10 protein-coding genes and 1 tRNA gene are annotated in these 13,629 nt (G+C 71.5%); 9 read left to right on the top strand and 2 right to left on the bottom strand.

Translation table 11 applies throughout. The features are described from left to right. Positions 1-620: 620 nt before the first annotated feature. The 4 genes from Q2K21_RS19830 (at position 621) to Q2K21_RS19815 (ending at position 7,003) form a co-directional block, all read left to right on the top strand. Positions 621-2,951 (top strand): GH92 family glycosyl hydrolase, encoded by a 2,331-nt coding sequence (locus Q2K21_RS19830; protein ID WP_310772755.1) that lies wholly within the window; start codon positions 621-623, stop codon positions 2,949-2,951. Between the two features lie 145 nt (positions 2,952-3,096). Beyond that, entirely contained in the window at positions 3,097-4,458 is a 1,362-nt protein-coding gene (locus Q2K21_RS19825) for a wax ester/triacylglycerol synthase family O-acyltransferase (protein ID WP_310772754.1), read from the top strand. Between the two features lie 717 nt (positions 4,459-5,175). Further along, a complete protein-coding gene (locus Q2K21_RS19820) occupies positions 5,176-6,666 on the top strand; it encodes an SDR family NAD(P)-dependent oxidoreductase (protein ID WP_310772753.1) in 1,491 nt (496 codons plus the stop codon). Between the two features lie 103 nt (positions 6,667-6,769). Then, positions 6,770-7,003: a hypothetical protein gene (locus tag Q2K21_RS19815; RefSeq protein ID WP_310772751.1), complete on the top strand. Its 234-nt coding sequence runs from the start codon at positions 6,770-6,772 to the stop codon at positions 7,001-7,003. A gap of 26 nt (positions 7,004-7,029) precedes the next feature. Here the strand turns inward: Q2K21_RS19815 and Q2K21_RS19810 are convergent, their stop codons facing one another. After that, the gene (locus tag Q2K21_RS19810; protein ID WP_310772750.1) at positions 7,030-7,848 is read right to left on the bottom strand and encodes an SDR family oxidoreductase; all 819 of its coding nucleotides are present in this window, start codon (positions 7,846-7,848) and stop codon (positions 7,030-7,032) included. Positions 7,849-8,008: 160 nt separating this feature from the next. On the opposite strand from Q2K21_RS19810, the gene Q2K21_RS19805 reads away from it, so the two are divergent. The 3 genes from Q2K21_RS19805 to Q2K21_RS19795 all read left to right on the top strand — a co-directional run bounded on the left by Q2K21_RS19805 (position 8,009) and on the right by Q2K21_RS19795 (position 10,698). After that, a complete protein-coding gene (locus tag Q2K21_RS19805; RefSeq protein WP_310772749.1) occupies positions 8,009-8,710 on the top strand; it encodes a nucleotidyltransferase domain-containing protein in 702 nt (233 codons plus the stop codon). Positions 8,711-8,759: 49 nt separating this feature from the next. Next, positions 8,760-8,830: transfer RNA gene (locus Q2K21_RS19800), tRNA-OTHER, on the top strand. A 224-nt stretch (positions 8,831-9,054) separates the two neighbouring features. Next, positions 9,055-10,698: a TROVE domain-containing protein gene (locus Q2K21_RS19795; protein WP_310772748.1), complete on the top strand. Its 1,644-nt coding sequence runs from the start codon at positions 9,055-9,057 to the stop codon at positions 10,696-10,698. Positions 10,699-10,786: 88 nt separating this feature from the next. Here Q2K21_RS19795 and Q2K21_RS19790 read toward each other — a convergent pair whose 3' ends face one another. Then, positions 10,787-11,341, bottom strand: a complete 555-nt coding sequence (locus Q2K21_RS19790) for a metal-dependent phosphohydrolase (protein ID WP_310772747.1) — start codon at positions 11,339-11,341, stop codon at positions 10,787-10,789. Positions 11,342-11,828: 487 nt separating this feature from the next. Between Q2K21_RS19790 and Q2K21_RS19785 the strand changes: the two genes are divergently transcribed. Then, positions 11,829-12,005, top strand: a complete 177-nt coding sequence (locus tag Q2K21_RS19785) for a hypothetical protein (RefSeq protein ID WP_310772746.1) — start codon at positions 11,829-11,831, stop codon at positions 12,003-12,005. 100 nt (positions 12,006-12,105) lie between these two features. Next, positions 12,106-13,629: an FAD-dependent oxidoreductase gene (locus Q2K21_RS19780; RefSeq protein ID WP_310772745.1), complete on the top strand. Its 1,524-nt coding sequence runs from the start codon at positions 12,106-12,108 to the stop codon at positions 13,627-13,629.

The following is a 13,629-nucleotide window of genomic DNA, read 5'->3' as shown; positions in this document are numbered from 1 at the left end:
GACGGGGGGACGGGCCGCGTCGCGCACAAGCGGGGGGCGTTCGCTCGGCCCGCCGCTGCCGAGGGCATGCAGTGGGCGGCGACACACCCCGCCGCAAGAACGCAGGCCCCCACGGTACGACGGGTTCGTCCTCGTACCCAGCGCGCCCGCAACTCCCGCACAGCCATGGTCGACCTCCTTGGCACGCGCTCGTCCGGAGCCGTGGCAGCGCCAACCCTAGAGCCGTGAGACCGTGCCTCCGCGACGGCGGACCCACGGATCCGCCATGGCCACCCGAATGACGCACCGGACCGGCTCTCGGCGCGCAGGGCCCGTCCTCGCCGCCGGGCGAGGGGCGGCCGTCCGAGGTCGAGAAGAGTGAACTGACCGTGGAAATACGGAAGTTAGCGACGCCTCGCCAGTCATGACGGGCGGTGGGACCCGACCGCCGATGCCGCCGGACCGTCTCCCTCCACGACCGAGGTTCCTCACGGCAGGGCGCGGCGCGCCCCGGGGGCGCGCGCGGGGCGGCCGGCCCGGCCCGCGACGCGTCACAGCGCGCACCCGCCGGTTGCCCGGAAATCTGATGCCCCGCCAGCACGATGAGGTCAACGATGTCGATCCTCCGGAGGTCTTCCGAGATGAGATGGACCCGGCGCCTGCGCCTCAGCGCCGCGGGCGCGGTGGCAGCCTCGACGCTCTTCTGTCCGCCGGCCGCCCATGGCGCCGAGCCGAGCGACGGCAGGCTCACCGACCTGGTCAACCCATTCATCGGCACCCAGAACGAAGGCAACACGTTCCCCGGAGCCGCCGTTCCCTTCGGCATGGTGCAGCTCTCGCCGGACACCGGGCACAGAACCGGCTACGACTACACGCAGCACCGGATCCGCGGCTTCTCCCTGGTCCACCTCTCCGGCGTCGGCTGCCCCATCGGAGGGGACCTGCCCGTGCTGCCGACGACCGGCGACGTCACCGAGACCGACTACACCAAGTACGCGGCCACGTTCCGCCACGCCGACGAGCAGGCGAGTCCGGGCTACTACCGGGTCGGCCTCGACAGCGGCATCGAGGCCGAACTCACGGCCACCGAGCGGACCGGCGTGCAGCGCTACACGTTCCCGGCCACCGGCAAGGCGAACGTGCTGCTGAACGCCGGCCAGTCGCTGCACAAGAACGTCTCCAGCAAGGTGGAGATCCTCGACGACCGCACCGTGCGCACCGCGATCACCGGCAGCGGCTTCTGCCGCTCCACCCGGCCGTACACGGTCTACACGGTCACCCGTTTCAACCGGCCGTTCACCGCGCACGGGACGTGGTACCAGGATTCGATCACACCGGGCGCGACGAAATCGTCCGGCCCCGGGCGCAACGGCGCGTACGTCACGTTCGACACCACCAAGGACCGCACGGTCGAGGCGACCACCGCGCTGTCCTACGTCGACGCGCGCGGCGCCGACGTCAACCTCCATGCCGCGCGCGTCGGTTCGTTCGACCAGGTCCGGGAGGCCGCCCGGGCCGCCTGGGAGGACCGCCTCGACGACGTCCGGGTCCAGGGCGGCAGCGACACCCTGCGCACCACCTTCTACTCGTCCCTGTACCGGTCCTTCCTCGCACCGAACATCGGCAGCGACGCCGACGGCCGCTACACCGGCTGGGACCAGAGCATCCACCACGCACACGGGTTCACGTACTACCAGAACTGGTCGCTGTGGGACACCTACCGCACCCAGGCCCAGCTGCTGTCCCTGCTCGCGCCGCGCGAGGCACGCGACATGGCGATCTCCCTGCTCAGGGTCGACGAGGAGGGCGGCTGGCTGCCCAAGTGGGGCTACGGCACGGTCGAGACGAACATCATGAGCGGTGACCCGGTCACCCCGTTCCTCACCAACGCCTACCAGCAGGGACTGCTCAAGGGGTACGAGGAGCGGGCCTATCGCGCGCTCAAGAAGAACGCCGACGGTGTGCCGCCCGCCGACACCCTGTACGTGGGGCGCGAGTCGAACCGCGCATACCTCGCGAACGGCTTCGCGCCCTACGTCAAGGGCCGCCGGTACACCAAGCCCGGCGACTCCGACTACCACCACGGCGCGTCGGTGACGCTGGAGTACGCGCTGTCCGACGCGGTGCTCGCCCAGATGGCGCGCGACCTGGGCCATGACGCGGACGCGGCGCGCTACGCCGCCCGCTCACAGAACTACCGCAGGGTCTTCGACCCCTCGACCCGTTTCTTCCGTGCCCGGGACGCATCCGGGGCCTTCGCCGGACCGGCCGACCCGGCCAAGAGCGTGGGCTTCCACGAGGGCACCGCCTGGCAGTACCAGTGGCTCGTGCCGCAGGACCTGCGCGGCATGGTTGCCCTGATCGGCGGCGAGCGGGCGGCCAACGACCGCCTCGACGCGTTCTTCGCCTATGACCGGATGATCGAGGACCCGGTACGGACCGCGCGTGAGGTGTGGGTGAACGGGCCGTACGCCTACTACAACGCCGACAAGTACAACCCGCAGAACGAGCCCGACCTCATCGCCCCCTACACGTACCTCTCGACCGGCCAGCCGTGGAAGACGACGGACGTGGTGCACGCCGCGCTGACCCTGTTCACCGATGGGCCGACCGGTATGACCGGCAACGACGACCTCGGCACGATGTCCGCCTGGAACGTTCTCTCGTCGATCGGGATCTTCCCGGTGCAGCCCGGCTACGACACCTGGGGCCTGACCACGCCTGTCTTCGACCGCGTCGACCTGGTCCTCGACCCCGCGTACTACCCGAGCGGCCGGCTGACCATCAGCGCGCCGGGCACCTCCGACAGCGACCGCTACATCCAGGGGGTGCGCGTCAACGGATCGGCCTACGAACGGACGTACGTCACGACCGACACGTTGCGCCGTCTGGGCGCGCTCGAGTTCACGGTCGGCGCGCGCCCGTCCGGGTGGGGTACGGCGCCGAACGCCGCGCCACCCGCACTGAAGTGACCTCGTACGCCCCATGCGTCCCGCCCCTTTCGGAGGGGCGGGACTTAATCCGCTGTTAACTGTACGTAGCCTGATCGTACTTGACCGTAATCGCCTGACGGAGGTTGACTTCTTGCTTCCCACCCCGTCGACGCGAGGCAAGCCATTGACTGCTGACCTGCTCGCACCACTCGACCTGGCGTTCTGGAACATCGAGTCCGCCCGGCACCCGATGCACCTCGGTGCCCTCGGCGTGTTCTCCTGCCACTCGCCCACCGCGGGGGCCCACGCCGCCGATCTGCTGGCGGCCCGCGCCGCCGCCGTGCCGGGGCTGCGCATGCGGATCCGCGACGTCTGGCTGCCGGATGTGCGCTTCCCGCGCGACCTGGCCGCCACGCGCCTCCCGCTCGCCCTGGGCGGCGCGGCCCGGGAGCCCGCTCCGGACTTCGACCCGCTCGACCACGTACGGCTGCACGCCCCCACCGCCGACTTCCAGGCCGTCGCGGGCCGGCTCATGGAACGCCCGCTGGAGCGCGGCCGGCCGCCGTGGGAGGCGCACGTCCTGCCGGGGGAGTCCGGTACCTCCTTCGCCGTGCTCTTCAAGTTCCACCACGCGCTGGCCGACGGACTGCGCGCGCTGACGCTCGCGGCCGCCGTCATGGACCCCATGGACATGCCGGAGCCCCGCCCGCGCCCCCAGGAGCCCGCCCGTGGCTTCCTCCCCGATGTCCGCAAGCTCCCGGGCCTCCTCCGCGGCACCCTCGCCGATGTGAGCCGCGCCCTCGACATCGGTGCCTCCGTCGCCCTGTCCACCCTCGGTGTGCGCTCCTCGTCCGCTCTGACCTCCGAGCCCAGCGGCACCCGCCGTACCGCCGGCGTCGCCATCGACCTGGACGAGGTGCACCGGGTGCGCAAGTCGGCGGGCGGCACCGTCAACGACGTCCTGATCGCGGTCGTCGCGGGCGCGTTGCGCCGCTGGCTGGACGAACGCGGCGACGGCAGCGCGGGAGTCGCTCCGCGCGCCCTGATCCCCGTCTCCAACCGCCGCTCGCGCACCGCGCACCCGCAGGGCAACCGGCTCTCCGGGTACCTGATACGGCTTCCGGTCGACGACCCCGATCCGCTGACCCGGCTGCGGACGGTGCGCACGGCGATGGACCGCAACAAGGACGCCGGGCCCAACCGGGGCGCGGGCGCCGTCGCGCTGCTCGCCGACCATGTGCCCGCGCTGGGCCACCGGCTGGGCGGCCCGCTGGTCAGCCAGGCGGCCCGGCTCTGGTTCGACATCCTGGTCACCAGCGTGCCGCTGCCCAGCCTCGGCCTGAAGCTCGGCGGCAACCCGCTCACCGAGGTCTACCCGCTCGCCCCGCTGGCCCGTGGCCAGTCCCTGGCGGTGGCGATCTCGACGTACCGCGGCCGCGTCCACTACGGGCTGGTCGCCGACGGCAGGGCGGTGCCGGACCTGGACCGACTGGCGCGCGCGGTGTCGGACGAGGTGGAAACGCTCCTGGCGGCCTGCCGCGTCTGAGCGGTCGGTGCCCGAGCGATGGCGGCCGTGCCGATGCCGACGCACGACCGCCATCGGCGTGGCGCGGGCCCGGGGACCGGCGGTCGGGTGTGGCGCGGGTGCCTCTGCGGCCGGTTGGGGCTGAGGCAGGGGGTTCTCGCCCCCGCCGCCCCTACCCGTCCCATCCCCAGGGGCTTCGCCCCTTCGACCCCACCGGGGGCTCGGCCCCTGGCCCCCGGCGGGGACTGCCTCCCGCGGGGCTCCGCCCCTGAACCCCGGCGGGGACTGCGTCCCCTGTCCCCTCACGGGTTCTGCCCTTGGCCCCCGCCTGCCACCTTGCGGGGCGCAGCCCATGGAGCGCCGGTGGGAACTGCGTCCCCTGGCCCCCTCGCGGGGCTCGCTCCCGGCCCCCTCGCGGGGCTCCGCCCCCGGCCCCCTCGCGGGGCTCGGCTCTCGGGCCTCCCGAGCGATGGTGGCCGTGCCGGCGTACGGGCGCCATCGACCCCGCGGGGCTTCGCCCTGTGCCGTCCGCTGCCGTGTCGCCTCCGCCCCCTGGTGCAGCCGTGCCCGGGCCGCGGTCACGTCGGCCGCCGTCAGTACTTCCGCCCCCGTGGCCGGTCACCGTCCGTTCCGTGATCAAGCCGGGTTTGGCGACCCGGCCCGGTGCTCCGTAAAATTCCCCGTTCGAAAGCGAGCGCGGTCGGAGCGCTGCGCGAGTGAGCGAGGAACGGCAGCGCGATGACGGTGACAGAGGACGGCCTGACGAGCGGCGGCTCGGCGGTCACGGACGAGGTGTCGTACGGGCCCGGTATCGACCCGGAACGCCTGGCCGTCTGCCTCGGCGTGCTCCAGGAGCTCGACGAGCTCGACGTCGACCACCCCGACGCGATCAAGGTGCGTCGCGCCACCTCGCACATCTACCGCACGGTCAAGCAGCGCCGCCGCCAGGATCGCCGCGCCGCCAAGACCGCCCATGACAAGGCCGTCACCGAGGCCACGGCCACCGGTTCCGCGCAGCGCATCGATGACGAGACCGAGGGCATCCTGCCGTCGTCGGTCACCGAGGCCGGCCAGATCGCGGGCATACTCCAGCGCCCGCGCTCCTGCTACGTGTGCAAGACGCGCTACGTCGAGGTCGACTACTTCTACCACCAGCTCTGCCAGAAGTGCGCCGCCGAGAACCGCGCTCGCCGCGACGCCCGCACCGACCTCACCGGCAAGCGCGCGCTGCTCACCGGCGGCCGCGCCAAGATCGGCATGTACATCTCGCTGCGCCTGCTGCGGGACGGCGCCCACACCACGGTCACCACGCGTTTCCCGAACGACGCGATCCGCCGCTTCAAGGCCCAGCCGGACAGCGACGAGTGGATCCACCGGCTGAAGATCGTCGGCATCGACCTGCGCGACCCCGCCCAGGTGGTGGCGCTGGCCGACTCGGTGGCCGCCGAGGGCTCGCTGGACATCCTGATCAACAACGCCGCCCAGACCGTACGCCGCTCCCCGCAGGCGTACAGCGAGCTGGTGGCCGCCGAGTCCGCCCCGCTGCCGGCGGGTGAGCTGCCGTCCGCCGAGGTGATCGGCACTTTCGGCTCCGGTGCCGTGGCCGCGCTGCCGGTGGCCGGTGGCGGCGCGCTGAGCGCGCAGGACGTCACCGATCTCGCGCTGGTCTCCGGATCGGCCTCCCTGGAGCGGATCGCGGCTGGCACGGCGATCGACGCGGGCGGGCTCGTCCCCGACCTGCACGACACCAACAGCTGGATCCAGGCGGTGGAGGAGGTCACGCCGGTCGAGCTGCTGGAGGTCCAGCTGTGCAACTCCACCGCGCCGTTCATCCTGATCAGCCGCCTGCGTGCCGCACTCGCCGCCTCCCAGGCGCGGCGCACGTACATCGTGAACGTGTCCGCGATGGAGGGCGTCTTCAACCGCGGCTACAAGGGCGCCGGCCATCCGCACACCAACATGGCCAAGGCCGCCCTGAACATGCTCACGCGCACCAGTGCCGATGAGATGTTCGAGAAGGACCGCATCCTGATGACCGCCGTCGACACCGGCTGGATCACCGACGAGCGCCCGCACCCGGACAAGATCCGCCTGGCGGACGCGGGCTTCCACGCTCCGCTCGACCTCGTGGACGGAGCGGCTCGGGTATACGATCCGATTGTGCGCGGCGAGCAGGGCGAGGACCTGTACGGCGTCTTCCTGAAGGACTACCTGCCCGGCAAGTGGTGAGTCCGGGAGCGGTCCGAAGGGCGGTGACGCGGCGCGATTGACGCGTCGCCCGGCGCCGGCCGGGACAACGGGGCCCTGGTGAGCACCCGCGCGAGGAGGTCTCATGGCCACACCACACGAGATAGATCCACGCGCCGCCGGCGATCCCCGCAACGTCTACCCGACCGACGAACAGTTCTACGCGGGCGACCGTCCGGCGAATCCCGTACTGCCGGAGGACCGGCCGCGCGGTGGCGGATCCGCGGTCCCGCTGAAGCACCGCGGGCCCTGGGCCACTGCCGCGATGATCGCCGGCATCATCCTGTTGATCCTCGCCGGGATCGCTCTGTTCCCGTGAGTGATCGAGACAAGTGAGCGCCATCGTCACTGAGGACGTGGCGCGGACGACCGCAACTGGTCATGGACGGCGTACGCCCCTGGGGACTTCCCGGAGGCGTACGCCGCTCTGACCGCGGTACCCCCGTCGACCAGCAGATCCGCTCCGGTGATCCACTCCGCAGCGTCCGAGGCGAGCCAGGCGACGGCCCGCGCGATGTCCTCGGGCTCGCCGATGCGGCCGAGCGGCAGCCCGGCGGCGACGGCGCCCTCGGCGTGCTCCCAGACGAAGCGGGCCATCTCCGTGCGGACGAGACCGGGGGAGACCGAGTTGACCCGGACCTTCGGTGCCAGCTCACCCGCGAGCTGTCGCGTGAGATGCAGCAGGGCGGCCTTGCTCGTCCCATAAGCACCCACGTTCGGACCGACGTGCCCAGCCCCTTCGGTGCACACATTGACCACAACGCCGCCGTGTTCTCTCATCCAGGCCCGCCAGGCGTACTGGACCAGCCGTAGCGGCGCCTCGACATTGATCGCGAAGGCTTCGCGCCACTGGTCGGGGTCCGCGTCCATCAGGGGTCCATAGGGCCGGTTGGTCGCGGCGTTGTTGACGACGACATCGATCCGCCCGAACGCACGCAGGGCGAGTTCGGTGAGCTCGCGCAGATGGGCCGGATCTCCGACGCTGCCTGCGAGACCGACGCCGCCGAGTTCCTCCGCGGCCTGTCGCACCGCGTCCGGGTCCCGCGCGGTGAGACACACGCGTGCCCCGGCCCGCACGAGCGTCTCGGCGACGGCCCGTCCGATGCCGCGCGAGCCACCGGTGACGATGGCCGCCTTGCCCTTGAGCCCGTACGGCGATGTCATCCGCGCAGGGTCTCATGACGGGCTGTCAGATGGCAGGTGGCGGGCTGCTTTACTCGCACAGCCGTATGAAAAATTGCTGGCCGTTGGCGCCAGGCGGAGGTTAGCGTCCCCTGCGTGAACCGGCCTCCCGCGCCACCACCATGAAGGAAGGCGGCCGACTGTGACCGTCCCCAACGTCCTGCTCTCCGGCATCGTCGGCTCGACCGCGTACGGGCTCGCCCACGAGGGCTCCGACATCGACCGGCTCGGCATGTTCGCGGCGCCCACCGAGAAGCTGCACGGGCTGCACCCGCCGAAGGAGTCCCACGTCAGCAGGGCCCCGGACCGCACCCTGCACGAGGCCGCGAAGTGGTGCCGGCTGGCCCTCGGCGGCAACCCGACCGCCACCGAACTCGTATGGCTCCCGGACGAGTTGTACGAGGTGCGGACTCCGCTCGGCGACGAGCTGATCGGCATCCGTTCGTCGTTCCTGTGCGCCAAGCGTGTCCGCGACGCCTATCTCGGCTACGCCACCCAGCAGTTCAGGCGTCTTGAGGCGCGCGGCGACGGCTCCTTCTCCGCGGACACCCGCAAACGCACCGCCAAGCACGCCCGTCACCTCAAGCGGCTGTGCCACCAGGGCCTGGAACTCTACGCCACCGGCGAAGTGACCCTCCGCGTCGAGAACCCGGAGGAGTACCACGACTTCGGCGAGCGCGTGGCCGCGGACGCCACGGTCGCGCTCCCGCTGCTCCGGTCCTACGAGGCCGCCTTCGACGAGACGCGCAGCGTGCTGCCCGAAGGGCCCGACGAGGCGGTGGTCGAGGCATGGCTGCGCCGCGTCCGCGCCCAGTTCTACGTCCCGGAGGTACAAGCGCCTTAATTCGTTGGTCAGTTGGGCGCGGTGCCTCCTACTGTGAAGCTCAGCACCTCCCGGTGCGCAGGCAACGGATACTTCTCCTTCGAACAGAGAAAGACGCGGGTTCGAATCCCGCCGCCGGTCTCGCGACCGGTGTCGTCCAGCGGCCCAGGACACCATGTTTCCGTCGCCGAATTCGATCTCGGGAGGCGAAAGCGCCGGGGTGCCCGGTGTGCCGGTCACGCGTTCTTCGTGGTTCGAACCCATACAGGCCCCAGAGGGCCTGCCGCCCTGTCGGAGGGCACCGCGTCACCTCCCTGATCTCGGGCACCCCCGCTTGGCCTCTCCTCCGCAGCGAGGTTTCCACCATGTCCCGTTTCAACACCCGTCGTGCCCGCGCGACCCCGTCCGCGCCCGTCACCACGACCGGCGCGCGTACCACCACGTACGAGGGTGGCGCGGCGTACGTGCGGGACGCGCGCAGCGACCTGTTCCTGCTGTCGGTCGTCAACATGGTCGGTCAGGACACCTTCTACGAGAAGGCGGGCGACCGCGACGCCCGCTTCCGTGACCTCGTACGGCAGTTGGCCGTCGAGGACCCCGAGTGGACCGCCGGCCTGCTCGGCTGGCTGCGCGGCTCGGCGAACATGCGGTCCGCGGCGGTCGTCGGCGCCGCCGAGTTCGTGAAGGCACGGCTGGACGCGGGGCTGTCGGGCCGCTCCCGCCAGATCGTCGCCTCGGTGCTCCAGCGTCCCGACGAGCCGGGCGAACTCCTCGGCTACTGGGCGCAGCAGTACGGCCGCGGGCTGCCGAAGCCCGTGAAGCGCGGTGTCGCCGACGCCGTACAGCGGCTCTACAACGGCAAGGCGCTGCTGAAGTACGACACCGCGTCGAAGGGCTACCGCTTCGCCGATGTCCTCAACCTGGTGCACGCGGCCCCCGCCGCGGACAAGCCGTGGCAGGGCGAGCTGTTCCAGTACGCGCTGGACCGGCGCCACAACCCGGACACCGCGGTACCGCCCGCGTCGAACCGCACCCTGACCGCGCACCGCGCGCTGATGGCGCTGCCCGTCGAGGAGCGCCGCGCCGTGGTGACCGCGCCGGCGGGCACCGAGCGGCTGGCCGCCGCGGGCATGACGTGGGAGGCGTTGGCCGGTTGGCTCCAGGGCCCCATGGACGCCGCCGCGTGGGAGGCCGTCATCCCGTCGATGGGGCTGATGGCACTGACGCGGAACTTGAGGAACTTCGACGAGGCTGGCGTGTCGGACGAGACCGCGGCGCTGGTGGCCCGCCGCCTCGCGGACCCGGAGGAGGTGCGCCGCTCGCGGCAGTTCCCGTACCGGTTCCTGTCCGCCTACCGGGCCGCGCCGTCGCTGCGCTGGGGGCACGCCCTGGAGCAGGCGCTGACCGCGGCCACCGGCAACATCCCGGACCTGCCGGGCCGTACGCTCGTCCTCGTGGACACGTCCGGGTCGATGGAAGGCGTCGTGTCGGCCAGGTCCACGGTGCGACACGTGGACGTCGGCGCCCTCTTCGGTGTGGCTCTGGCGGCGCGTGGCAGCGAGGTCGACCTGTACGGGTTCGCGGACGGTGTGTTCCACCACCCGCTCACCAAGGGCGGATCCGTGCTGCGGCAGACGGAGTCGTTCTGCGCGCGGATCGGTGAGGTGGGACACGGCACGGAGACGGTCGCCGCGCTCAAGACGGCGTTCAAGGGGCACGACCGCGTGGTGATCGTGTCGGACATGCAGGCGTTCGCGTACCCGGGGAGCGGCGCCCGCGGCGGATACGCCTGGGGGCCGCGGGGCTACGGGCGCCGGAACCTGTCGGTGTCCGAGGCGGTTCCGGCCGACGTGCCGCTGTTCGGCATCAACACGACCGGCTACGCGCAGGCCTCCCTCGACACCGGCGAGCCGAACCGGTACGAGATCGGCGGCTTCTCCGACCAACTGTTCACCATGGTCGACCTGCTGTCGCGGGGACGGGACGCGGGCTGGCCCTGGGAGGGCTAGGCCCTGTCGTCAAACTCCCGTCGTCCGCCCGAAGGGCAGGCGGGAGTTTGACGACAGGACCTGGCGGCTGCCGCCCGGTTGGGCGCTGTCAGTCGACAGCCCCCAACCGGGCGTGCCGGGCCGCAACCAACTCCAGGAGTGTGCGCCAGTCCTCCATGACCCCGGCGTCCAGGCCCGCCACCCAGGCCGCCTCGTCGGCCTGCCGCAGGGTGACCGCGTCGTCGGCCAGCGGGTCGCGTTCGCTTGTGGTCGCCTCCTCGTGCGTAGTCGGCCGGCCCTGCCGGGGCAGGACGGGCTCGCTCCGCGCGGATGTCACGCGTCCCGGTGAGGCGGCGCCCGGATGACGCTGGGCGGCCGCGTGCAGACGTACGAGACGGGAGACCCGCTCGCCGAGCAGGGGTCGTATCGCCTGGGCCGCGTGGTCCGCGTGCCCTGCGTCGTCGCCCGGCCGCAGCAGCCGGCCGATGGCGTGCACCAGGCCCGCCACCTGGAGTTCCTTGTCGGCGGGGTGACTTCGGCGCAGCAGGGCCGCGGTCTGCAGGGCGTGGTCGTGCAGATCGACCGGGTCGCCGCCGCGGGTGTTCCACGCGCCCCGGCAGGCGTGCAGCAGATCCATCAGCTCCTCGACGCTGCGCAGCTCCATGCGTCAGTCCTCCCGCGAGAAAAGCCGTTGCCGACCGTCAGCAGAGCATGGCGAGCTTGCGTATCGGCCAACGGGACTTGAACTGAGCACCGTATGCGCCGATCCGCACACCCGCGGTACCGCTGAGCAGTTCGACCAATGCGCCGAATGGGTGGTCCTCAAACGTGGCGACAAGTATCAAACTGGTTAAAAATGGGGCCGAATGAGTGCCGGACGACTCAAGACAGTTACCTGGTTGTTTCAGCCCCATCGAGCGGGCACCCGCTCATTTGGTTAATCTGGACTGGACGGACACCCATCGGGGTTCCACCCACACCCACAGTCCGTCCCGGGACAAGCCGGTCACCACGGCCTGCTCTCGCACGAGTTGCCGGCGCCACCGCGTCCGACCTGCTTTTCGACATAGACCCGAGCGGACGTCGAGGGCGCAGCGGCAGGCTGGCCCGGTAGAGGTCCCGAGGGTTACCCGACACAAAAGGAGTGCGCGGTGACACCGGAGAAGACGAACAGCGATCAGCGCCCCAAGGAACGCGGGGAGCGTGGCGGCCGCCGGACGGAGAAGGAGCTCGGCAGCCTCGATGTGTGGGCCAGGTCCGCCCCCATCAGGCTGGCAGGCTACGAGGAGGACCTCGCCGAGCCCCATATCCTGCCGAGCGTCGACTGACCTCGCAGGACTCGTCGTGATCGCTGACGGCGTGGGCGTGCCGGACTCGCGCCCATGCTGATCGGTGCTTCGGGGATCCCGTTCGGGGAACCCGGCCCCCATGAGCCAGCACACCGGCACACAGGCGTCGTACTGGATCGAGACGGCGCCTGGCATGCCCCACCCGGCCCTCACCGAGGACATCACCGTCGACGTGGCCGTGATCGGGGGCGGCATGGCGGGGCTCAGCACCGCATGGGAGGTGGCGCGGGGCGGGCGCAGCGTCGCCGTGCTGGAGGCCGAGCGGCTCGCCGGCGGCGTCACGGGCCACACCACGGCCAAGCTCACCGCGCTCCACACCCTCGTCTACCGGCGACTGCGCCGCACTCGCGGCGCCGAGGGGGCGAAGCTGTACGGCCGCTCCCAGACGGAGGCGATTCGCAGGGCCCGGCAGCTCGTGGACGAACTCGGTATCGAGTGCGACTGGGAGGGCGCGCCGGCGTTCACGTACGCGACGGAGCGTGACCGTGTTCCGGAACTGCGTGAGGAGGCGGAGGCCGCGCGGGAGGCGGGGCTGACCGCCGGGTTCGTCACCGACACCGAGTTGCCCTTTCCCGTGGCCGGAGCGGTCGAGGTGGCCGATCAGGTGCAGTTCCATCCGCGCAAGTACCTCCTCGCGCTCGCCGAGGCGCTGACACGCCGAGGCGGACAGTTGTTCGAGCACACGCGCGTGGTCGGTCTGCACGAAGGCGAGCCGTGCCGCCTGACCACCGAGGAGGGCCGTACGGTCACGGCCCGGGACGTCGTGGTGGCCACCCACTATCCGGTCTTCGACCGGGCGCTGCTCTTCGCCCGGCTCGCCCCACGACGCGAACTCGTCGTCACGGCGCCGATCGATCCCGTACACGCTCCCCAGGGCATGTACATCACCCCCGAAGAGAACACCCGTTCCCTGCGGACCGCCCCGTACCACGCTGGCACCCGCCTGTTGATCATCACCGGTGAACACTTCACGCCGGGCACGGCGGACGTCGAGGAACGATTCGGCCGCCTGACCAACTGGGCCACCGCGCGCTTCGGGCCGCTCGACTTCGCGTACCGCTGGGCCACCCAGGACAACGACTCCTCGGACACCGTGCCGCTCGTGGGACCCCTGCACGCGGGCAGCCGTCACACCTACGTCGCCACCGGCTTCGGCGGCTGGGGCCTCAGCGGCGGCATCATGGCGGGACTCCTGCTGTCCGCACTGATCGACGGGCGCGAGCCGCCGTGGGCGCGGCTGTACGACCCACGCCGGGTGGGCACCGTGCTGCGCGAGGCACCCGCCCTCCTGAAGTACCAGGCCAAGGTCGCCCAGCACTTCGTGGGGGACCGGCTGGCGCCGCTGGCAGGCGGTTCGGTCGACGACATCGCTCCGGGTGAGGGCGCGGTGATGCGCGTCGGCGCGCACGTGTGCGCCGTGTTCCGCGACGCCTCGGGGCAGGTGCATGCCGTGTCGGCGCGGTGCACGCACCTGGGCTGCCTGGTCGCTTTCAACCGCGCCGAGCAGGCCTGGGAATGCCCCTGCCACGGCTCGCGCTTCGACGTCGACGGCCGCATTCTCCAGGGGCCGGCCACCCGGCCGTTGGGCCCGCGGGACATCTGA

This window comes from Streptomyces sp. CGMCC 4.7035 (genome assembly GCF_031583065.1).
GTDB lineage: Bacteria > Actinomycetota > Actinomycetes > Streptomycetales > Streptomycetaceae > Streptomyces > Streptomyces yaanensis.
This window is presented reverse-complemented; position numbering and strand designations above follow the sequence as displayed.